Here is a 20,083-nt window from a genome sequence, read left to right as displayed (position 1 = left end):
AAGGGCTCTATGGCTATCACCACTGAAGGGGCCGCCGCCGTGCAGGAATCGGCGCCGGTCCGCCGCCGGTCCTTGCCGCCGATGACCGTCAAGCTCGCCGTCGGGCTGGGCATCGCCGGCCTGATCATCCTGTTCGGCGTACTCGGTCCGCTGCTCGTCGGCAACCCGTCGACGGTCCGCGACATCGGCCTGACCGGACCGGGGAACGGATTCCTGCTCGGCACCACGCAGAGCGGTCAGGACGTGTTCGCCCAGCTCGCGTACGCGACCCGCGGTTCGCTGATCATCGGCGTCGTGGTCGGCGCGATCACGTTGCTGCTGTCGTCGTTCTTCGGCATCGTCGGCGCGTTCGTCGGCGGCTGGACCGACGAGGCGTTCTCGCTGTTCACCAACATCATGCTGGTGATTCCCGGTCTGCCGCTGGTGATCGTGATCTCCAGCTACGTGCCGAACAAGTCGATCTGGCTGGTGGCCGCGGTCCTCGCGATCACCAGCTGGGCCGGGTCCGCGCGCGTCCTGCGGGGCTTCACGCTCAGCGTGCGCAGCCGCGACTACGTACTCGCGGCCCGGATCGGCGGCGAGAAACGCTGGCGGATCCTGCTCGTCGAGATCCTGCCGAACCTGATCCCGCTGCTCGCGTCGCAGGTGGTGTTCGCGGTGATCTTCGCGATCCTCGGCGAGGCCGGCCTGTCGTTCCTCGGGCTCGGCGCGTCCGGCTCGTTCACCTGGGGCACGATGCTGTTCTACGCCCAGAACGGGCTCGCGCTCCGGCTCGGCGCCTGGTGGTGGTTCGCGCCGCCGGGCCTCGCGATCGCGCTGTTCGGCGCGGCGCTGTCCCTGATCAACTTCTCGATCGACGAGATCATCAACCCGAAGCTGCGCTCGCAGACGCGCGCCGAACGCAACAAGTGGAGCGTGAAGTCATGAGCGTGCTCAGCATCGAGAACCTCAGCATCGACTATCGCGCCGAGACGACCGTCCACGCCGTACGCGAGGTCTCTCTCACCCTGGAACGCGGTGAGATCCTCGGCCTTGCGGGTGAGAGCGGCTGCGGGAAGTCGACGCTGGCGTACGCGATCACCCGTCTGCTCAAACCGCCGGCGGCGATCACCGGCGGACGCGTCGTGTTCTCGTCCCGCGAGGGGTACGACATCGACCTGTCCTCGCTGGCCGGCGACGATCTGCGGGCGTTCCGCTGGGACAAGATCGCGATGGTCTTCCAAGGCGCGATGAATTCGCTCAATCCGGTACTTCGGATCTCCGAGCAGCTCGAAGACGTGTTCATCACGCATCGGCCCGAGCTGAGCAAGGCGGACCGCCGGGCCCGCTGCGCCGACCTGCTCGAACGGGTCGGCGTCGACCGGGACCGGCTCCGCGCCTACCCGCACGAACTGTCCGGCGGCATGCGGCAGCGCGTGATGATCGCGATGGCGCTGGCCCTCGAGCCGCAGGTGCTGATCATGGACGAGCCGACCACCGCGCTCGACGTGGTCGTGCAGCGGGAGATCCTCCGGGAGATCACCCGGCTCCGGTCGGAGCTGGGGTTCGCGGTCGTCTTCATCACCCACGACCTGCCGCTGCTGCTCGAGATCAGCGACCGGATCGCGGTGATGCGGGCCGGGCTGATCGTCGAACTCGACGACGCGCTGACGCTCTACACGAAGCCCAAACACCCGTACACGAAGCGATTGCTGTCGTCCTTCCCCAGCCTGACCGGTGAGCGCGGCGGCTTCGTCCGGACCGGCGAGATCGCCCTCGAAGAGACCGATCAGACGGTGGAGGCCTGATGAGCGTCCTGGAGATGCGCGATGTGGTTAAGGAGTACCGGCTGCGCAACGGTCTGCGGACCACGCGGCTGCGCGCCGTCGACAAGGTGAGCTTCGAACTGACACCGGGCCGGACGATCGCGCTGGTCGGCCAGTCCGGTTCGGGCAAGTCGACGATCGCCAAGTTGCTGATGCAGCTCGAACGGCCGACGTCCGGAGCGATCCTCGTCGACGGCGAGCCGATGCAGTACCACGGTGCGCGCGCGGCGGCGTACCGGAAGGCTGTGCAGATGGTGTTCCAGGACCCGTTCGCGTCGCTCAACCCGTACCACACGATCAGCCATCACCTGGAGCGTCCGGTGAGGCTCCACCACCCGGACTTCACCCGTTCACAGGTTGATGAGCGGGTACTGGAACTGCTCCGCCGCGTCCGCCTCGACGAGGACTTCGTCCACCGCAAACCGCACGAGCTCTCCGGCGGCCAGCGCCAACGTGTCGCCATCGCCCGCGCCCTCGCGCCCGAGCCGGCGATCCTGGTCGCGGACGAACCGGTCTCGATGCTCGACGTCTCGATCCGCCTGGGCGTCCTCAACCTCCTCGCCACCCTCCAGCGCGAGGAGAACCTGGGCGTCCTCTACATCACCCACGACCTCGCCACCGCCCGCCACTTCAGCGACGAAATCATGGTGCTGTACCACGGCCAGGTCGTCGAACAAGGCCCCGCCGACGACGTGATCCTGAACCCCCAACACGAATACACCCAGCTCCTCGCCGAAGCCGCCCCCGCCCCAGAACGCCGCCTGACCGAACTGCGCCCCTGACACTTTGTGCACCGGATCCGTACGCGAGCGGCGCTACGGTACGGATCCGGTGCACAAAGTGGAGCGTCAGAGCTTGAGGGCGGCGGCGACCACGTCCGCGAGGGCGTGGGCGATCTCGTCGGCCGTGTCCGAGGACTCGGCTTCGACCATGACCCGGACCAACGGCTCGGTGCCGGAGGGGCGGAGCAGGACCCGGCCGGAGTCACCCAGACGCGTGGTGGCCTCGGTGACCGCGGACTGCACCGCGGGGTCGGTGCCCGCGCGGGACTTGTCGACGTTCTTCACGTTGACCAGGACCTGCGGGAGGCGGGTCATCGCACCGGCCAGATCGGCCAGGCTCTTCCCCGTCTGGGCGACCCGGGAGAGCAGCATGACCGCGGTCAGCGTGCCGTCGCCGGTGGTCGCGTGATCGGACAGGATCACGTGCCCGGACTGTTCACCGCCGAGCTTGTGGCCGCCGGCCTTCATCGCCTCGAGCACGTACCGGTCGCCGACCTTGGTCTGCTCGACCGCGATCCGCTCCCGGACCATCGCCTGCACGAAGCCCAGGTTGCTCATCACGGTCGCGACCACGGTGTCGTTCGACAACCGGCCGCTGTCCCGCATCGCCAGCGCCAGGATCGCGAGGATCTGGTCGCCGTCGACGAGCTCGCCGTTCGCGTCCACCGCCAGGCAGCGGTCCGCGTCGCCGTCGAGCGCGATGCCGACATCGGCGCGGTGCCCGACGACCTCACGCTGCAGACCCTCGATATGCGTGGATCCGCAGTTCAGGTTGATGTTCAGCCCGTCCGGGGCGGCGGCGACCGTGATCACCTCGGCGCCGAGCCGGCGCAGTGCCTCCGGCGCGGTCTGCGAGGCGGCGCCGTTCGCGCAGTCGATCACGACCTTGAGACCGTCGAACCGGTTCGGCGCCGAGCGGACCAGGTGCGAGACATACGTCTCGAACCCCTGCCCGTCGTCGGTCACCCGGCCGACGGACGCGCCGGTCGGGCGCTGCCACTCCTCGTTCATCCGGGCCTCGATGGCGTCCTCGATGACGTCGTCGAGCTTGATCCCGCCGCGGGCCAGGAACTTGATGCCGTTGTCCGGCATCGGGTTGTGGCTCGCGGACAGCATCACGCCGAGATCGGCGCCGGTCGAACCGGTCAGATGCGCCACGGCCGGAGTCGGCAGTACGCCGAGCCGGACCACGTCGACGCCGGCGCTGGCCAGACCGGCCACCACGGCGGCTTCCAGGAACTCACCACTGGCACGCGGATCCCGGCCCACAACGGCGCGCGGCCGGTGCCCTTCGAAGGCACCGGCCTCGCCGAGTACGTGAGCTGCCGCGACCGAAAGGTCGAGCGCCAGCTCCGCGGTCAGGTCCACGTTCGCCAGGCCACGGACTCCGTCCGTGCCGAACAAACGCCCCATCAGGTGATCAGCGCTTGCTGTACTGAGGCGCCTTACGGGCCTTCTTGAGACCGGCCTTCTTGCGCTCCTTGATCCGCGCGTCGCGGCTGAGCAGACCGGCCGACTTCAGGCCCTTGCGGTTGGCCTCACGGTCGGCGTCGTTCAGGCAGCGGGCCACGCCGAGCTGCAGCGCACCGGCCTGGCCGGTGATTCCGCCGCCGTTGATCCGGGCGATCACGTCGTACGAGCCCTCGAGGCCCGCGACGACGAACGGCTCGTTCACGTGCTGCTGGTGGACCTTGTTCGGGAAGTAGACGTCGAGGTCCTTCCCGTTGATCTTCCACTTGCCGGTGCCCGGGACGATCCGCACGCGAGCGACGGCCTCCTTGCGACGGCCGGTGGCGCCGGCCGGGTTGATGACCGCGACCCGACCCGTCTCGGCGCGCTGCTCCGGAGCCGGGTTCGTCTCGGAGGTGTAGGCGACCGGGCCCTCGGTGTCGATGGGGACCTCGGTGTCGAACTCTTCGGTCTCGGTGGTGATGTCGCTCACGCTGTGAATCCTCGTTTACCTGGTTCGTCGATCGCTTACTGGGCGATCTGGGTGATCTCGAACGGCTTCGGCTGCTGCGCCGTGTGCGGGTGCTCCGGACCGGCGTAGACCTTCAGCTTGGTCAGCAGCTTCCGGCTCAGGCGGTTCTTCGGGAGCATGCCCCAGACGGCCTTCTCGACGGCCTTGCGCGGGTCCTTGTCGAGGATCTCGCCGATCGGCGTCGCCGTCAGACCACCCGGGTGACCCGAGTGACGGTACGCCAGCTTGTCGGTCCGCTTGGTGCCGGACAGGGCCACCTTGGAAGCGTTGACGACAACGACGAAGTCGCCGCCGTCCACGTGCGGAGCGAACGTCGGCTTGTGCTTGCCGCGCAGCAGGGTGGCGATCTGGACGGCGAGCCGACCGAGCGTGACGTCGGTGGCGTCGATCACGTGCCACTCACGAGTGACGTCAGCAGGCTTCGGGCTGTACGTGCGCACGGTCGTTGACCTTCGTTTCTCAGAGATTGAACAAACTGGACGTCGGCGAGCGGTCAGCCGACAGGACAGTGTCTGTACCGGACCTGGAACGCACAACAGCAGCCCAGAATACCGGCGTGGCCACGTTCGGGTCAAAGCGAGCCCACACGCCGAGGGGACCCCGGCTTGGAAGCAGCTGAGGACCGCACTAGTTTAGCGGTGAAGATTGCAGTCCGAATCGCGTCCCGCCGGCTGATCTACCCTCATTCATCCAGGCGATGACGCCAGCTTCCGAAGAGGGCATCGTGACCGAACAGTCGCTCACCGTCCGGGACAACCGGACCGGCAAGGACTTCGACCTTGCCATCACCGATGGCACCATCCGTGCCGCAGACCTCAAGCAGATCAGCGCATCCGACGGCGACGGTGGCCTGGCCACCTACGACCCCGGCTTCGTCAACACCGCGTCCTGCCGCTCCTCCGTCACCTTCATCGACGGCGACAAGGGCATCCTGGAGTACCGCGGGTACCCGATCGAGCAACTCGCCGAGCAGTCGAACTACCTCGAGGTGGCCTACCTGCTGGTCAACGGCAAGCTGCCGAACAAGGCGGAGTACGAGGCCTGGGCGCACGACGTGACGTATCACACGTTCGTGCACGAGAACCTGAAGACCTTCATGCAGGGCTTCCGGTACGACGCGCACCCGATGGGCATGCTGCTGGCCTCGGTCGGCGCGCTGTCCACGTTCTACCCCGAGTCGCGCAACATCTTCGACGAGGAGTCCCGGGCGCTGCAGATCCGGCGGCTGATCGCGAAGATGCCGACGCTCGGCGCGTTCGCGTTCCGGCACGCCCAGGGCAAGCCGTACGTCTACCCGGACAACGAGCTCAGCTACACGGCGAACTTCCTGTCGATGCTGTTCAAGATGAGCGAGCCGAAGTACGCCGCCGACGACCGCCTGGTGCGGGCGCTGGAGATCCTGTTCATCCTGCACGCCGACCACGAGCAGAACGCCTCCACGAACGCGGTCCGCGCGATCGGCTCGACCCAGGTCGACCCGTACACCGCGGTGGCCGGCGGGATCGGCGCGCTCTACGGCCCGCTGCACGGCGGCGCCAACGAGGCAGTGCTGAAGATGCTCCGCCGGATCGGCTCGATCGACAACGTGCCGTCGTTCATCGAGGGCGTGAAGAACGGCGAAGAGCGGCTGATGGGCTTCGGCCACCGGGTCTACAAGAACTACGACCCGCGGGCCAAGATCATCAAGAAGGCCGCCGACGACGTCTTCGAGGTCACCGGCATCAACCCGCTGCTGAAGATCGCCGTCGAACTGGAGAAGATCGCGCTGGAGGACGAGTACTTCGTCTCCCGCAAGCTCTACCCGAACGTCGACTTCTACTCCGGCCTGATCTACGAGGCGCTGCAGTTCCCGCCGGACATGTTCACCGTGCTGTTCGCGATCCCCCGCACCTCCGGCTGGCTGGCCCAGTGGCTGGAGATGCTCGGCGACGGCGACCAGAAGATCGCCCGCCCGAAACAGATCTACACCGGCGCCCGAGGCGTCCAGTACGTCCCGATGGGCGACCGCTGACCCATCAGCAACACCTCACAGCCGCCGCGCACCGGACCCCGGTTCGCGGCGGCTGTTCCTTGTCCCGCGGTTTCTGTCCGTGGGCGCTGTTAGCTTCGGTGGATGGGGTTGCTGGCGGGGAAGGTCGCGCTCGTTACTGGGGCGAGTCGTGGGGTGGGGAAAGGGATTGCTCTCGGGCTCGGTGAGCAGGGGGCGACTGTGTACGTCACGGGGCGGACCGAGACCGGCGGGGCGGCTCCGACGCCGTTGCCCGGGACGGTGCAGGTGACGGCTGATGAGATCACCGCGATCGGTGGGACCGGGGTCGCGATCGGGTGCGATCACCGTGATGACGAGCAGACCAGGCAGGCCGTCCAGCGAGTGCTGGCCGACGCCGGGCGTCTCGACGTACTGGTGAACAACGTGTGGGGCGGCTACGAGTACTTCTGGGACGGTACGCCGTTCTGGGAGGAGGCCGGCTTCTGGACACAGCCGCTCGAGCGCTGGGACTCGGCGTTCCAAGCCGGCGTACGGGCGCATTACGTGACGACCGTGGCGGCCGCCAGGGCGATGGTCGCCGCGGGGGCGGGCCTGATCGTCACCGTGTCCTCGGAAGGCGCCGAGAAGACCGACACCGGCGTCGCGTACGGCGCTGCGAAGGCGGCGACCGACCACATGATCGCCTGCATGGCCCACGAACTCCGCGACCACGGCGTGACCGCTGTCTCGCTCTACCCCGGCCTGGTCCGCACCGAGTCGGTCCTGCGCGCCGCGGAGTTCATCGACCTCACGGACTCCGAGTCCCCGCTGTTCGTCGGCCGGGCGGTCGCGGCGCTCGCCGTGGACCCGGACGTCGCCCGCCACACCGGCAAGGTGGTGCGCACTTCGGCCCTGGCCCAGGAGTACGGCTTCACCGACCCACACCCACGCTGACCGCCGGCTACTGGCCGGACAGCTTGGCGACGGCCGGTGCGAGGGTTTCGGCGAAGTCGGCGCCGATGACGATGTACGAGAAGCCGATCTCTTCGCGCCGGCGCTGGATTTCCTCGGCGGCCGCTCCAGGGTCGCTCGGGAGGATGACGAGCGAGTCGGCCGCGCGGAGCGCCGCGGTGTCGAGGTCGGGCGGCGCCATGAACGGAGCGACACGGTCACCGACGGCGGCCACGTGCTGGGCGAGTTCGAGGTCGCGGCGGCCGGCGAAGTCGCGGACCCGCTGCGTGGTTTCGGCGCGATCGTCGTCCGCGGGGAGTACGAACGTGACCGCGTCAGCGACCTCGAGCGCCAACTCCTGCGACTTCGGTCCGCTCACCGCCATCACCACCGGCGTATGCAGCTCGGGGCCGTCGAATTCACGGAGGGCGGTGACGGTCTCGCGCATCCGGGAGCGACGCTCGGCCAGGGAGACGGCAGGCAGCCCCAGTTCGACCTCGATGCCAGGCCGGCCGGCGCCGATACCCATCTCGAAGCGACCTTCGGTGAGGACCGAGAGCGAGTGAGCTTCCCACGCCGTGCTCATGGGTTCGCGCAGCGCGGCGGCATAGACCCACGAGCCGACCCGCAGATCCGCGATCGCAGCCGCGGTAGCCAGCGTGGGGGCGAGCGTTGGCTGCCAGGTAGGCACATCAGGCATCAGCAACGTCGAGTACCCGAGGTCAGCAATCCGCCGTACCCGATCCCGCCACGCCGACAGGTCATCACCGACGGGAGCAACAACCCCGAAGCGAAACGGTCTGGTCACACGCCCGGCCTGCTCGGTCATCGCAGTTCTCCTTGAATCTGAGGCTTCGTCCGATCCCTTTGCCCTATCCACGAAGCCCCCACCAAGAATCCGACAACCCCACCCAAGAAACCTCCAGCCGCGGTTGGTTAATGTCTAGCAAATTAACCAATTATGGGGTGTTGACCGGGCGTGGGACCAGGTTAATGCTTTCACCATGAGTAGGGAAGGGCGTACGACGCTGCGGGACGTGGCTGAGGCTGCGGGGGTTTCCGTGGCGACGTGTTCGTACGTGCTGAGTGGGCGGGCGGACCGGACGACCCCGCTGCCGGAGCCGACGCGGAAGCGGGTGGAGGAGGCCGCGCGGCGACTCGGCTACAAGGGGAACACCGCCGCTCGGAGTCTGCGGCGGCAGCGGTCGGAGTTGATCGCGATCGTTTACGCGCCACCCGTCGGACCGTGGCTGGATCACCTGACCGCGCAGTCCGAGGACATCGCCGCCGCCCACGGCTACTCGGTCATCGGAGTCCCGGTACGACGCCTCGACCGGGCCGCTCAGTCGCTGCGAGTCATCACCCGCGGTCACGTCGACGGCGCGATCTTCGTCGGCGGTCTGAGTGACGAGCTCGACCTCACCGCGGCCCGCCGGTCCACCCGCGCCCTGATGGCCTTCAGCGACACCCTCGAACTCCCGGGTGTCGACGTCGTCCGGAACAACGCCCGTACGGCGCTAGCGGAGGCCACCGCCTACCTGATCGACGCCGGCCGCAGACGGATCGCGTTCCTCTCCCACACTGGCGCCCAGGAGGACCGCTACCTGGGGTACGTCGACGCGCTTCGGCAGGCGGGCCGCGAGGTCGACCCGGGCCTCGTGCGGATCGGCGCCGCCGCCCGCGAGGACGCCGTACGGGTGGTCCGCGAACTGCTCGACACCCCGAACCCTCCGGACGCGATCGTTTCGGAGTCCGACCGCGGTGGGTTCGCGGCGTTGCAGGCCGCCGTCGACCGGGGCGTCAAGGTGCCGGACGACCTGGCCGTGATCGGTACCGGCAACACCCGGGAGGCGTCGTACTCCCAGCCGCCGCTGACCAGCGTCGGCATGCATCAACTCGACTTCACCGAGATGGTCGAGGCGCTGTTCGCGCGGATCGACGATCCCGCGCTGCCGGCCCGGGAGCTGTCCATGCCCTGGGTGCTGAACCACCGCGCGTCCGCGTAGCTCGCCCCCTGTCCACGCGGTACCTGCTATTCGAAAGGTTTTGTCATGCCCTCGTACAACCGCCGCTCGTTCCTCCGGCTCGGCCTCGGCGTCACCGTGCTCGGCGCGGTCGGGGCGGGCTGTGCACCGGCCAAGCCCGCCTCGAAGAAGGAGGACAGCCGGACGTTCACGATCTACTGGAACGCCGGTCACGGGTACCAGGCGTACAAGCAGGTGATCGACCAGTTCGGCAAGGACCACGATCTGCAGGTGAACTGGCAGAAGTTCCAGTGGCCGGACCTGACCACGAAACTGACCGCGGACTTCCGTTCCGGAAACGTTCCGGACCTGGTCGAAGAAGTTTCCGCCGGCACCGGAACGCAGTACGGACTGGCCGGCAACGTGCTGGCTCTGGACGAGTTCGCGGCGGCGGACAAGGAATTCGGTTTTCCGGGTGATTTCCTGGACCAGGCGGTCGTGGCCCGCCAGTACGAGGGCAAGACCTACTCGATCCCCCTGCACCTGACGGCCAACGGTCTGCTGTTCTACAACAAGCAGCTGCTGTCGGCGGCGGGTTTCGACCAGCCGCCGTCGACCTGGGACGAGTTCCTCGAGGTGGCGAAGGCGACCACCAAGGACAAGGTGTCCGGCTGCGCGCTGAACTCGGACCCGAGCTACGCGGCGCCGTACTACAACCAGCAGAAGGTCGACTTCAGCGACGCGGGCGCCAAGCAGTTCATGATGCCCGCCGACGGCGCGCTCAAGACCCTGCAGTGGATGCAGGACCTGATCTACACCCACAAGGTCTCCCCCGCTCCGGTCGCGACGACCGACTACTCCGGCCCGCAGAAACTGTTTTCCGCCAAGCGCGCCGCGATGTTCGTCTCCGGGCCGTGGGACATCGGCCCGATCCGGCAGGGCAGTCCGGACATCGAGCTCGGTCTCGCCGTACCGCTGACCGGCACCGTGCAGTCCGCCGCGATGGCCGGTTCAGGACTGATGATTCCGGCGAAGGCCAAGGACCCGAAGTTGTCCTGGGAGCTGATCACCAAGCTCGCCGCCGTGAAGACCGAACTCGCGGCGACCAAGGAAGCCGGTATGTCGATGCCGCGCAAGAGCTGGGCCGCCGACCCCGCGGTCGCCGCGGACCCGAACCTCGCGACGATCGCCAAGGCCCTCGCCGTGGTGGCGAAACAAGATGTAGCGCTTTCCGCGAGCGGCAAGGCGGCGCAGGTCAACGAGCTGTGGAAGAAGGCCTACCAGCAGATGATCATCCAGCACGCGCCGGTCGGGCCCGCGCTGGACGACTTCCGCAAGCAGGCCGGGGCGGCGCTGTGATCCGTCGCCGGCAGGCGCTGACCGCCTGGCTGTTCCTCACCCCGGCAGTCCTGTTCTTCGTCCTGCTGTTCTTTCTCCCGATCGGCAACCAGCTGATGACAGGCCTGTACGACGCCGACGGCGTCTTCGCGGGCCTGAGCAACTTCAGCCGGGCCTTCCGCGACCCGGAGGTCCTGCACTCGTTCCTGATCACGCTCGCCTACGCAGCCGGCACGCTGGTCGTCGGTACGGCGGTGGGCCTCGGGCTGGCCGTCATCCTCAACCAGTCGCTGCGCGGCCGCACGCTGTTCCGCTCGGTGCTGCTGATCCCGTACCTGACGTCGGTGTCGATCATCGGCCTGCTCTGGCGGAACATCCTGGACCCGCAGGTCGGCATCCTCAACCGGCTGCTCGAGGCGGTCGGCCTGCCCGGGCAGACCTGGCTCAGCACGCATCCGCTGGCGACGATCGTCGGGATCACTGTCTGGTCCGGCGCCGGCTACACGATGGTGCTGTTCCTCGCCGGGCTGCAAGGCATCCCGGGCCTGTACTACGAGGCCGCGCGGATCGACGGCGCCGGGCCATGGCGGCGGTTCTTCGCGATCACGCTGCCGTTGCTCGCCCCGACCACGGTCTTCGTCTCGATCATCGGGCTGATCGGCACGCTGCAGCAGTTCGCGCTGCCGTACATCGTCACCGGCGGCGGCCCCGGCAACGCGACCTCGCTGTACGCGCACCGGCTGTTCATCGTCGCGTTCAACGACAACGACTTCGGGTACGCGTCGGCGCTGTCGCTGCTGTTGCTGATCGTCGTCCTGATTCTGTCCCTGGTGCAGCTGCGGATCGGAGACCGGGCCGATGCGTGAACGACTGTTCCCCGGTGACCGCGTCGCGGCGTACGTCGTCCTCGTCGTCCTCGGCCTGGTCACGGTACTCCCGCTGCTGTACATGATCGTGCTGGCGCTGCAGAGCGACAGCGAGGTGCAGTCGGGCGACCCGGTGCTCTGGCCGGATCACCTGCAGTGGCAGAACTTCAGCCGCTTGTTCGAGGCGGCGCCGTTCGGGCGGTTCTTCGTCAACAGCTTCGTGATGGCCGGCGCGATCACCGTCTCGCACCTGATCTTCGACCCGCTGGTCGGGTACGTGTTCGCCAAGCTGGACTTCCCCGGGAAGCGGATCGCGTTCGTCGCGGTGCTGTCGACGCTGATGGTGCCGTTCTTCGTCCGGATGCTGCCGATCTACTCGATCTTCGCGAGCCTGGGCTGGATCGACAGCTACCAGGGCCTGATCGTGCCGTTCCTGATGGATGCCTATGGCATCTTCCTGATGCGGCAGTTCATCCGGCCGCTGCCGGACGAGCTGATCGAGGCGGCCCGGGTGGACGGCGCCGGCGAGTTCCGGATCTACCTGCGGGTGATCCTGCCGCAGTGCAAGCCGGCACTGGCGGTGCTCGGCCTGTTCACGTTCGTCTTCCAGTGGAACGAGTTCCTCTGGCCGCTGATCGCCACCAGCCGCACCGAGATGCGCACGCTGCCGATCGGTCTGACCCTGTTCAACCAGGAGTACTTCACGCAGTGGAACCTGACGGCGGCCGGCGCGCTGATCCTGTTCGTGCCGACCGCGATCTTCTTCGTGATCACCCAGAGGTTCCTGGTGGCAGGCATCGCCCTCTCCGGACTGAAATGAGACCTCCCTCGATGCGCCCCAATGTGATCGTCTTCTTCACCGACCAGCAGCGCTGGGACACCGTCGGCGCGGCCGGATGCCCGCTCGGACTGACCCCGAACCTCGATCTGATGGCCCGCCGCGGGACCTTCTTCGAGACCGCCTGCACCACCAACCCGGTCTGCGCGCCGGCGCGGGCGGCAATGCAAACCGGAATGTTTCCGACCAACACCGGCGTTTTCCGGAACAACGTTCCGCTGCCGACCGACGCGCCCACGCTGGGCCGGCTGTTCGGTGCCGCGGGCTACCGGACCGGCTACATCGGCAAGTGGCACCTGGGCACGCAGGACCCGGTGCCGGCCGAGGAGCAGGCCGGGTACGAGGACTGGCTGGCCTCCAATCTGCTCGAGTTCACCTCCGACGCCTACCGGACGGTGGTGTCCGACGGAAACGGGGAACCCGTTTTCCTGCCCGGCTACCGCCCGGACGCGCTGACCGACGCCGCCATCCGTTACGTCACTCGTGCGTCGGCCGACGACCGGCCGTTCATGCTCTTTCTCTCGCTGATCGAGCCACACCACCAGAACGAGCACGACGACTACCCGGCGCCAGAGGTCTACCGGAACACCTACACCGGTGCGTGGCTGCCACCGGACCTCGCAACACTGCCCGGTACGGCGCACCAGCACGCGGCGGGGTACTACGGCCAGATCAAGCGCGTAGACGAGTGCCTCGGCCGGTTGCGGGACGCTCTGGTGAGCCTCGACCTCACCGACGACACGCTCCTGCTCTACACGTCCGACCACGGCTCACACTTCAAGACGCGGAACAGCGAGTACAAGCGCTCACCGCACGACGGCTCCGTCCGTGTGCCCCTGGTGGTTGAAGGGCCCGGGTACCGCGGCGGCTCGCGGGTCAACACGCCGGTCAGTACCGTCGACGTCGTACCGACTCTGCTGGAGGCGGCCGGGATCGAACTGCCCGACCACCTGGACGGTGTGCCGCTGCGGGAGTCCCGTCGCGACGCGGTGCTGATCCAGGTCAGCGAGTCGGAGGTCGGCCGTGCACTGCGGACCAGTCGCTGGAAGTACTACGTGCACGCGCCGGACGCCGGCGACGTACCAGCGGCCGCGACCTACGCCGAGCGGGCGTTGTACGACCTCGACGCCGATCCGTACGAGCTCGACAACCTGATCGACAGCGTCAACCACCAGGAGGTCGCGGCAGAACTCCGCGCGCGGCTGATCGACGAGATCGCCGCGATCGAAGGACAGGCCGTGACGGTGACGCCGTACCCCGCGCCGAGGGACCGCCAGCGTTTTCCGGAAACCACTGTCCGCCGTCTGAAACTGGACGGCCGTCGGCTGGAGTGACGTACTCCCCCAGGCCTCAGGGTCTCCCTGAGTCGTACGGCGGTCGGCGTAGCGCAAGTGCCGCCGGCCGCCCGACGCGGCAGGCGGGTGGTTTTCGCGAACCTGTTCAGGACATCGATTCTGAACAGGGAGACCACCATGAACACCGTGATCCACAAGGGAAATCGAGCCGCCGAGTGGCTCGGGCAGCGGAGCGTCGACATCCTGCGAGTCAGCCTTGGGCTGATCTTCCTGGTGTTCGGCGTACTGAAGTTCTTCCCCGGGGCCAGCCCGGCGGAGGCGCTGGTGATGCGCACCATCGACACACTGACGTTCGGCATCGTCCACGGGCGGTCCGCAGTACTACTGACCGCGGTGATGGAGTGCTTCATCGGGCTCACGCTGGTCTCCGGCCGGCTGCTGCGGACCGGGCTGCTGGTGCTCGGCTTCTCGCTGGTCGGGATCATGTCGCCGCTGGTCCTGTTCTTCGGCGACCTGTTCCCGGGCACCCCGACGCTGGAGGCGCAGTACGTCCTGAAGGACGTCGTACTCGCAGCGGCCGGCCTCGTCGTCGCAGCAAAAGCTCTCAGCGTGATGCCGCTCCGAATTGGAGACGGCCCCGGGCGGGCTTGATGCCTCGGTCCGGGGCCGTCCGGCGCCTCTGCCGACTACGACGCGGCCGGGGCGCCTGCCGGTTCCTTCAGGTGGGCGACGAGTTCGTCCACCTGGCCGCGGGCGCGGATCATCGACAGGTGGTCGATGTAGTCCCGGGACTCCACGATCAGCCCGTCGCGCACCCGCAGGACGAAGATCGCCGGCACCCGGAACGGCTCACCGGTCGCCAGAATCGTTCCGGCGTACTCGAACTCGGCCACGATCACCTCGGGGTCGGCGGTCTGGTGCACGCGGAGGTTGTCCGGCTGGAAGCGCACCACCTCGGTGACCCGCGGGCCGACGCCGCCGAAGTGCTCGCGGAGCGCGTCCCGGCTGAGCAGGGGGTGGTCGCCGTACGGGTTCATCGGGTGCCGGACGTCGGTCTGCTCGGCGTACAGCTCCGGCAGAACGGCGAAGTCGCGGTCGGCGACACCGTGCACGAGCTTCAGGAAGACCTCTTCAGGAGTCATCGGATTCCTCACGGGTATAAACGGAGTGACGACTTCGAATATATGGAGTCTCGACTTCGTTTACAACCTCGGCGGCGTTCGCGGCGTCTTCTAGGCTGAGGTGCGACGGAGGGGAGCTGGGGTGCGAGCAGACGCACGGGACAATCGGGCCAGGATCATGACGGCCGCGGACGACGTCTTCGGGCGGTCGCCGGGGGCGTCGACCGACGATGTGGCGAGGCTGGCCGGGGTCGGGATCGCGACCGTGTTCCGGCACTTCGCGACCAAGACCGAACTACTCGAGGCGGTCCTGACGCTGCGCCTGGAGCGGATCCGCGACCGGGCCCTCGAGCTGGCCGCGAGCGACGACCCTGGTACGGCGTTCTTCGAGTTCTTCACGCAGGTCGTGTCCGAGTCCGCGTCGAAGCTCGCGATCGCCGAAGCGCTGACCGCGGCGGGGGCGGCGGCCGGCGAGGAGGCCCGAGAGGCCGGTCGCGGGATGCGGGAGGCCTTCAGCGGACTGCTGACCGCGGCTCAGAAGGCCGGTGCGGTCCGGGACGACGCGGAGATGCCGGAGGTCTACGCGCTGCTGATCGGCGCGTCCCGCGGCGCGACCGCGGCCAAGCTCGACCCGGAGACGCGCGACCGGATGCTCGCCCTGATCTACGACGGCCTGAAGCCTCGCCGGTGAAGCGTGTTCTCAAGATCGTCGTTGCCCTGCTGCTGCTCCTGATCGTGCCGCTCGGCGCCTACGCGATCTCGTTACGCGTGCAGTACGCCGGTGACCCGACGGCCCGGACCCGCGACCAGGACGCGCTCTGGCTCGGTCACGCGTGGGTCGACGGCCGGAAGACCGCCGCCGACGTGACCGCCCTGGCGCAACGTCTGCAGGGCACCGGCATCCGCGACCTCTACGTGCATACCGGTCCGCTGGAACACGACGGTTCGTTGCCGTTGGCAAAGGTCTCGCCGAAGGCGCGCTGGTTCGTCGACGCGATGCGTACCGCGGCTCCCGCCGTCCGCGTGCAGGCCTGGCTCGGTGACGTCGTCCAGCCGGGCAAGGACCCCGGGATGAACCTCGACGATTCTGCGGTACGCCGGCGCGTCGTCGAGTCGGCGTCCGCCGTTCTGCAGCAGGGGTTTCAGGGCATCCACTACGACTTCGAGCCGGTACGGTCCGGGTCGAAGGGCTACCTGGCCGTGCTCGATGAAACCCGGGCGCTCGGTACGACGTTGTCGGTCGCGGCGGCGCAGATCGACCCGCTCTGGTACCTGCACGTGATTCCGATCGACAAGTGGTGGTCACAGGACTACTTCCGCCAGGTCGCGGAACGGGTCAACCAGGTCGCCGTCATGTCCTACGACACCGCACAGCCGTTGGAGTCCCTGTACGGCGGGTACGTCGCCAAGCAGACCAAGCTGGCGCTGGAGGTCACCCCACCAGGTACGGACCTCCTCATGGGGCTCCCGGCGTACTGGGAGAACAACCCGTCCCACTGGGGCAACGCGGAGACGGTCAGCGCGGCAGTCCGCGGCGCACGCCTCGGTCTTGGCGACTCACCTCGCCAGAACTTCGGCCTGGCCTTGTACGTCGACTTCGCGGCCACCGACGAGCACTGGGCGGCGTACCGCGACGGCTGGTGTGTGGCGCCCTAGAACGGGTTCCAGCGGGTCAGAGCGAGGATGAGGACGCAGACGGCCACATAGACGGCGTTGATCAGCAGCACCGGTGACGGTCGGCGGACAGCGGGCTGCTCTGGCAGACCGGTGCGCGAACGCAGCCGGAGTGTCTCGAAGACAGCAGCGACGCCGGCCAGCTCCTTCTCCGCGATGCCGCCGACAACGTGCCAGTCGTCACCTGCCGCCAGGCTGAGCCCTTCGTCCTCGACCTCGACCGACTCCACGGCCCGCCACGGCACGCGCTGCTCGAACCAGCCAGTGCGAATCGTCAGCTCGGTCGCGGTCGCAGTCACCCGGTAGAGCGCACGTGAACCGAGTGAGTGCACCAGCTGCGCGCCGACGAAGGTCCCCACGACGGCGCCGTACCACTCACCCCAGCTCGCGAGTGTCCCGACTGCGACGGGCGCAACAACCAGTACGGCGACAAGCGCCGGCAGGCTCCACCACGACCGGGTCTGCAGCGGCACCTCCCACGGCAACATCGGGACGTCCCGCGCCGCCTCGACCGACGGACGCTGAGGTGTGTGCTCATCCGGCTCGAAGTCCGCCGGCAGCCCCTCGTACTTCTCGGTGCGCCACGGCACCCGACGCGGCGCCCGGAACGGGCTGACCGGGCGGAGCGCCTGGCCACCGAGCAGAATGGTCGGCCAGCTGCCCTCAGCCAGATCGCCTACCAGCAGGGCGTCGCCGCGGTACCGCTTGAGCGTTTCCGTCCACTCCTGCTTGAGCCTGGCGGGTGCAGCGTCCTCGTCCTCGTCGAGCGCGCTGAAGGCGTCCAGCAACCGCAGGTCGCTCTCGTCGTCGTCCAGCTCGGCGTCGAGGAAGCCCAGCAGGACACCGTCCTCCGTCGACCGGACCGCGAACGCAGAGGACGCGTCCGGCGCGATCCAGACAGGTACGCCCTGTCCGCGCCAGGACTCACGTGGGCGGGCTCTACGGAGCTGAACGTCGCGGAGCACGAACAGGAGAGCCAGGACCCACGCTCCCCCGGCCACCGTGTACCACCAGGTGTAGTCAGCGAGCTCTGCACGGAGCCGGAGCCAGTCCGGGTCCGCAGGGTCGACGAGGACCGGGACCTGTGCACCGGTGTCGTAGTCGTCCACCACGGTCACGGTGTGGCTGCGGCCGTCGGGCAGCTGCAGTACAAGGTCCCCGTCGTCGTTCGTACCCTTCACGACAGCGGTCTGCTCGACAGCACGTTGTACATGCGTTTCCTCGCGCTGGTCCTGCCAGTGCATCAGACCGAGCGCCGCAGCACCCACGAGCACCAGCCCGCCCGCCACGAGGAGTCGGCTGGTCACACCGACCGGTGCGGCCGCCGGCACCTGCACCTGCTGTCGCGGCATCCCCGCCACCAGGGACCGTTGCCTGCGGCGGCTCGTGAAGACCCAGATCAGCAGTACGGCACACAGGACGCCGTACACGGTCCAGGCGATCCGCGCCGAGGCGACGTCGTCGTACCGGAGGTCGAGGATCATGAACAGCACGCCGGCGGCCGCGGCGGCGATCGGCCGCCACCACAGCAGCGCGAGCGACGCGAAGCAGGCGATCATCGCCAGTGAGAACGTCCGGTCCGGACCGCAGATCGTCGGGTCCTCGATCGAGCAGCTGCTGGTGTCACCAACGACCGACGCCACAATCGCCCCGAGCCAGACCACCGGCAGAAGCCAGCGATAGATCCAGCTCGGGACAACAGCAGCGGCCCAGCGGCCGGCCAGATCGCCTGTCATCGCAGTCCCCCCTCCACGGTGTGGGAGAACTCTAAGGTCAGCGGGTCCTTTGTACGCGACCTTCGTCCCAGACCGGCTCGTCGGGTTCGTAGACCGAGCCGTCGGCGCCGAAGACCAGGTAGCGGTCGAAGCCGCGGGCGAACCAGCGGTCGTGGGTCACCGCGAGCACTGTGCCGTCGAACGAGTCGAGGCCCTCTTCCAGTGCCTCGGCCGACTCGACGTCCAGGTTGTCGGTGGGCTCGTCGAGGAGCAGCAGCGTCGCACCGGACAGCTCCAGCAGGAGGATCTGGAAACGGGCCTGCTGGCCTCCGGACAGGCTGTCGAAGGTCTGCTCGGCCGCGTGCGCCAGCTCGTACCGGTCGAGCTTCCGCGACGCCAGCTCGCGCCCCATGCCGTCCCGGTGGTCGTCACCGCGGTGCAAGATCTCCAGCAACGTCCGACCGACCAGTTCTGGGTGCTCGTGGGTCTGCGCGAACCAGCCGGGCCGTACCCGCGCACCGAGCTTGGCGTTGCCGGTGTGCGCCACGGACGGGATCTGTACGTCGCCGACGGGCTCGTGCTCCACATCGGGGTCCGAACCACCGTTGGCGAGCAGCCGCAGGAAGTGCGACTTCCCGGACCCGTTGGAGCCCAGCACGGCGACGCGTTCGCCGTACCAGACCTCGAGGTCGAACGGCTTCATCAGCCCCGTCAGCTCGAGTGCGGTGCACACCACGGCCCGCTTGCCTGTGCGGCCACCGGTCAGACGCATGCTGACCTTCTGCTCGCGTGGCAGGGCCTGCGGCGGACCAGCTTCCTCGAACTTGCGCAGCCGCGTCTGCGACGCCCGGTAGCGCGACGCCATGTCGGAGTTGTACGCCGCCTTCTGCTTGTACATGAGCATCTGTGCGCGCAGCTTGGCGTGCTCCTCGTCCCAGCGCTTGCGCAGCTCCTCGAAACGCTCGAACCGGTGCCGCCGGGCCTCGTGGTACGTCGCGAACCCGCCGCCGTGCGTCCACGCGGTGTTACCCGCCGCACCGAGCTCTACGGTGACGATGCGGGTAGCGGTGTTGGCCAGCAGCTCCCGGTCGTGGCTGATGTACAGCACAGTCTTGTCGGAGGTACGCAGCTGCTCCTCGAGCCACCGCTTGCCTGGTACGTCGAGGTAGTTGTCAGGCTCGTCCAGCATCAGGACCTCGTCCGGGCCGCGGAGCAGCGCCTCCAGCACCAGACGCTTCTGCTCACCGCCGGACAGCGTCTTCACCTCACGCCAGCGACAGCGGTCGAACGGTACGCCGAGTGCGGCCGTCGTACAGACGTCCCAGAGGACCTCCGCGTCGTACCCACCGACTTCACCCCAGTCGGCCACGGCCTGGGCGTACCGGAGCTGGGTCTTCTCGTCGTCCGCGTCCATCATCTTCTGCTCGGCCTTGTCCAGCTTGGCCGCGGCCTGCTGGATCGCCTCCGGCGCCACACCGAGCAGCAGGTCCCGCACCGTCGACGAGTCGCGCACCGAGCCGACGAACTGCCGCATCACGCCCAGCCCACCGGACCGGGAGATGCTGCCGCTGTGCGGCTTCAGGTCGCCCGAGATGATCCTGGTGAGAGTGGTCTTGCCCGAACCGTTCGCCCCGACCAGCGCGACCTTCGCACCGTCCCCGACGCGGAACGTGACGTCGTCCAGCAACACCCGCCCGTCCGGCAGCTCGAACCCCACACCGCCAACATCCACGTGACCCATCCCCCCAGTCTGACGGCCACCGCAACCCACACGCGAACAGTTA

General features: G+C 68.1%; 20 protein-coding genes. 13 read left to right on the top strand and 7 right to left on the bottom strand.

Annotated features, from left to right (window positions below; all coding sequences use genetic code 11):
• The first annotated feature begins 9 nt into the window (after nucleotides 1–9).
• The 3 genes from E0H92_RS07680 to E0H92_RS07670 are packed head-to-tail and all read left to right on the top strand — an operon-like array spanning nucleotide 10 to nucleotide 2,587.
• Nucleotides 10–927 (top strand): ABC transporter permease, encoded by a 918-nt coding sequence (locus E0H92_RS07680; RefSeq protein ID WP_131465749.1) that lies wholly within the window; start codon nucleotides 10–12, stop codon nucleotides 925–927.
• Complete coding sequence (locus E0H92_RS07675) at nucleotides 924–1,787, top strand: ABC transporter ATP-binding protein (RefSeq protein WP_131286307.1); 864 nt, start codon at nucleotides 924–926, stop codon at nucleotides 1,785–1,787. Before E0H92_RS07680 ends, E0H92_RS07675 begins: the two co-directional genes overlap by 4 nt.
• On the top strand, nucleotides 1,787–2,587 hold the full coding sequence (locus tag E0H92_RS07670; RefSeq protein WP_131465747.1) for an ABC transporter ATP-binding protein: 801 nt from the start codon (nucleotides 1,787–1,789) through the stop codon (nucleotides 2,585–2,587). Before E0H92_RS07675 ends, E0H92_RS07670 begins: the two co-directional genes overlap by 1 nt.
• A 66-nt stretch (nucleotides 2,588–2,653) precedes the next feature.
• Here E0H92_RS07670 and glmM read toward each other — a convergent pair whose 3' ends face one another.
• Genes glmM through rplM form a run of 3 tightly spaced genes read right to left on the bottom strand, consistent with a single transcriptional unit; the run spans nucleotide 2,654 to nucleotide 5,008 of the window.
• Nucleotides 2,654–4,000 (bottom strand): phosphoglucosamine mutase, encoded by a 1,347-nt coding sequence (gene glmM / locus E0H92_RS07665; protein WP_131465745.1) that lies wholly within the window; start codon nucleotides 3,998–4,000, stop codon nucleotides 2,654–2,656.
• Between the two features lie 7 nt (nucleotides 4,001–4,007).
• The gene (gene rpsI, locus E0H92_RS07660; RefSeq protein WP_131286310.1) at nucleotides 4,008–4,529 is read right to left on the bottom strand and encodes a 30S ribosomal protein S9; all 522 of its coding nucleotides are present in this window, start codon (nucleotides 4,527–4,529) and stop codon (nucleotides 4,008–4,010) included.
• A 35-nt stretch (nucleotides 4,530–4,564) separates the two neighbouring features.
• Complete coding sequence (gene rplM / locus E0H92_RS07655; RefSeq protein ID WP_131286311.1) at nucleotides 4,565–5,008, bottom strand: 50S ribosomal protein L13; 444 nt, start codon at nucleotides 5,006–5,008, stop codon at nucleotides 4,565–4,567.
• Between the two features lie 284 nt (nucleotides 5,009–5,292).
• Here rplM and E0H92_RS07650 point away from each other — a divergent pair, with 284 nt between their 5' ends.
• Both E0H92_RS07650 and E0H92_RS07645 read left to right on the top strand, forming a co-directional pair.
• Nucleotides 5,293–6,579, top strand: a complete 1,287-nt coding sequence (locus E0H92_RS07650) for a citrate synthase (RefSeq protein ID WP_238173335.1) — start codon at nucleotides 5,293–5,295, stop codon at nucleotides 6,577–6,579.
• 102 nt (nucleotides 6,580–6,681) lie between these two features.
• Nucleotides 6,682–7,491 carry an SDR family NAD(P)-dependent oxidoreductase gene (locus E0H92_RS07645; RefSeq protein WP_131495786.1) on the top strand — a complete coding sequence of 270 codons (810 nt, stop codon included), beginning with the start codon at nucleotides 6,682–6,684 and terminating at the stop codon, nucleotides 7,489–7,491.
• 7 nt (nucleotides 7,492–7,498) lie between these two features.
• Here the strand turns inward: E0H92_RS07645 and E0H92_RS07640 are convergent, their stop codons facing one another.
• Complete coding sequence (locus E0H92_RS07640) at nucleotides 7,499–8,317, bottom strand: LLM class flavin-dependent oxidoreductase (protein WP_131465741.1); 819 nt, start codon at nucleotides 8,315–8,317, stop codon at nucleotides 7,499–7,501.
• 175 nt (nucleotides 8,318–8,492) lie between these two features.
• On the opposite strand from E0H92_RS07640, the gene E0H92_RS07635 reads away from it, so the two are divergent.
• The 6 genes from E0H92_RS07635 (at nucleotide 8,493) to E0H92_RS07610 (ending at nucleotide 14,440) form a co-directional block, all read left to right on the top strand.
• Complete coding sequence (locus E0H92_RS07635; protein WP_131495785.1) at nucleotides 8,493–9,494, top strand: LacI family DNA-binding transcriptional regulator; 1,002 nt, start codon at nucleotides 8,493–8,495, stop codon at nucleotides 9,492–9,494.
• Nucleotides 9,495–9,539: 45 nt separating this feature from the next.
• Nucleotides 9,540–10,811 carry an ABC transporter substrate-binding protein gene (locus tag E0H92_RS07630; protein ID WP_131495784.1) on the top strand — a complete coding sequence of 424 codons (1,272 nt, stop codon included), beginning with the start codon at nucleotides 9,540–9,542 and terminating at the stop codon, nucleotides 10,809–10,811.
• Nucleotides 10,808–11,656, top strand: a complete 849-nt coding sequence (locus E0H92_RS07625; RefSeq protein ID WP_238150871.1) for a carbohydrate ABC transporter permease — start codon at nucleotides 10,808–10,810, stop codon at nucleotides 11,654–11,656. Before E0H92_RS07630 ends, E0H92_RS07625 begins: the two co-directional genes overlap by 4 nt.
• Nucleotides 11,649–12,476 carry a carbohydrate ABC transporter permease gene (locus E0H92_RS07620; protein WP_131465735.1) on the top strand — a complete coding sequence of 276 codons (828 nt, stop codon included), beginning with the start codon at nucleotides 11,649–11,651 and terminating at the stop codon, nucleotides 12,474–12,476. The genes E0H92_RS07625 and E0H92_RS07620 overlap by 8 nt, the downstream gene beginning before the upstream one ends.
• Before the next feature lie 11 nt (nucleotides 12,477–12,487).
• Nucleotides 12,488–13,828, top strand: coding sequence for a sulfatase-like hydrolase/transferase (locus E0H92_RS07615; RefSeq protein WP_131495783.1), 1,341 nt, complete (start codon nucleotides 12,488–12,490; stop codon nucleotides 13,826–13,828).
• 138 nt (nucleotides 13,829–13,966) lie between these two features.
• Nucleotides 13,967–14,440, top strand: coding sequence for a DoxX family protein (locus tag E0H92_RS07610; protein WP_131495782.1), 474 nt, complete (start codon nucleotides 13,967–13,969; stop codon nucleotides 14,438–14,440).
• A gap of 35 nt (nucleotides 14,441–14,475) precedes the next feature.
• Here the strand turns inward: E0H92_RS07610 and E0H92_RS07605 are convergent, their stop codons facing one another.
• On the bottom strand, nucleotides 14,476–14,931 hold the full coding sequence (locus E0H92_RS07605) for a nuclear transport factor 2 family protein (RefSeq protein ID WP_131495781.1): 456 nt from the start codon (nucleotides 14,929–14,931) through the stop codon (nucleotides 14,476–14,478).
• 121 nt (nucleotides 14,932–15,052) lie between these two features.
• Between E0H92_RS07605 and E0H92_RS07600 the strand changes: the two genes are divergently transcribed.
• Both E0H92_RS07600 and E0H92_RS07595 read left to right on the top strand, forming a co-directional pair.
• Nucleotides 15,053–15,601, top strand: a complete 549-nt coding sequence (locus tag E0H92_RS07600) for a TetR/AcrR family transcriptional regulator (protein ID WP_238150872.1) — start codon at nucleotides 15,053–15,055, stop codon at nucleotides 15,599–15,601.
• Entirely contained in the window at nucleotides 15,598–16,566 is a 969-nt protein-coding gene (locus tag E0H92_RS07595; RefSeq protein ID WP_131465729.1) for a glycoside hydrolase family 18 protein, read from the top strand. Before E0H92_RS07600 ends, E0H92_RS07595 begins: the two co-directional genes overlap by 4 nt.
• Here the strand turns inward: E0H92_RS07595 and E0H92_RS07590 are convergent.
• Both E0H92_RS07590 and E0H92_RS07585 read right to left on the bottom strand, forming a co-directional pair.
• Nucleotides 16,563–18,320, bottom strand: a complete 1,758-nt coding sequence (locus E0H92_RS07590; RefSeq protein ID WP_131495780.1) for a hypothetical protein — start codon at nucleotides 18,318–18,320, stop codon at nucleotides 16,563–16,565. The genes E0H92_RS07595 and E0H92_RS07590 overlap by 4 nt on opposite strands.
• Before the next feature lie 37 nt (nucleotides 18,321–18,357).
• The gene (locus tag E0H92_RS07585) at nucleotides 18,358–20,040 is read right to left on the bottom strand and encodes an ABC-F family ATP-binding cassette domain-containing protein (RefSeq protein ID WP_131495779.1); all 1,683 of its coding nucleotides are present in this window, start codon (nucleotides 20,038–20,040) and stop codon (nucleotides 18,358–18,360) included.
• Nucleotides 20,041–20,083: the final 43 nt, after the last annotated feature.

Source organism: Kribbella speibonae (assembly GCF_004331375.1).
Lineage (GTDB): Bacteria > Actinomycetota > Actinomycetes > Propionibacteriales > Kribbellaceae > Kribbella > Kribbella sindirgiensis.
The sequence above is the reverse complement of the archived record's forward strand: the minus strand, read 5'-3'. Positions and strand labels throughout refer to the sequence as shown.

Bases quoted from the DNA above. Each gene is read 5' to 3' on its own strand.
- E0H92_RS07645 (WP_131495786.1), top strand. From the start codon at position 6,682: ATGGGGTTGCTGGCGGGGAAGGTCGCGCTCGTTACTGGGGCGAGTCGT.
- E0H92_RS07605 (WP_131495781.1), bottom strand. From the start codon at position 14,931: ATGACTCCTGAAGAGGTCTTCCTGAAGCTCGTGCACGGTGTCGCCGAC.
- glmM (WP_131465745.1), bottom strand. From the start codon at position 4,000: ATGGGGCGTTTGTTCGGCACGGACGGAGTCCGTGGCCTGGCGAACGTG.
- E0H92_RS07670 (WP_131465747.1), top strand. From the start codon at position 1,787: ATGAGCGTCCTGGAGATGCGCGATGTGGTTAAGGAGTACCGGCTGCGC.
- E0H92_RS07675 (WP_131286307.1), top strand. From the start codon at position 924: ATGAGCGTGCTCAGCATCGAGAACCTCAGCATCGACTATCGCGCCGAG.
- E0H92_RS07610 (WP_131495782.1), top strand. From the start codon at position 13,967: ATGAACACCGTGATCCACAAGGGAAATCGAGCCGCCGAGTGGCTCGGG.
- E0H92_RS07615 (WP_131495783.1), top strand. From the start codon at position 12,488: ATGCGCCCCAATGTGATCGTCTTCTTCACCGACCAGCAGCGCTGGGAC.
- E0H92_RS07590 (WP_131495780.1), bottom strand. From the start codon at position 18,320: ATGACAGGCGATCTGGCCGGCCGCTGGGCCGCTGCTGTTGTCCCGAGC.
- E0H92_RS07620 (WP_131465735.1), top strand. From the start codon at position 11,649: ATGCGTGAACGACTGTTCCCCGGTGACCGCGTCGCGGCGTACGTCGTC.
- E0H92_RS07635 (WP_131495785.1), top strand. From the start codon at position 8,493: ATGAGTAGGGAAGGGCGTACGACGCTGCGGGACGTGGCTGAGGCTGCG.
- E0H92_RS07640 (WP_131465741.1), bottom strand. From the start codon at position 8,317: ATGACCGAGCAGGCCGGGCGTGTGACCAGACCGTTTCGCTTCGGGGTT.
- E0H92_RS07585 (WP_131495779.1), bottom strand. From the start codon at position 20,040: ATGGGTCACGTGGATGTTGGCGGTGTGGGGTTCGAGCTGCCGGACGGG.
- E0H92_RS07630 (WP_131495784.1), top strand. From the start codon at position 9,540: ATGCCCTCGTACAACCGCCGCTCGTTCCTCCGGCTCGGCCTCGGCGTC.
- E0H92_RS07680 (WP_131465749.1), top strand. From the start codon at position 10: ATGGCTATCACCACTGAAGGGGCCGCCGCCGTGCAGGAATCGGCGCCG.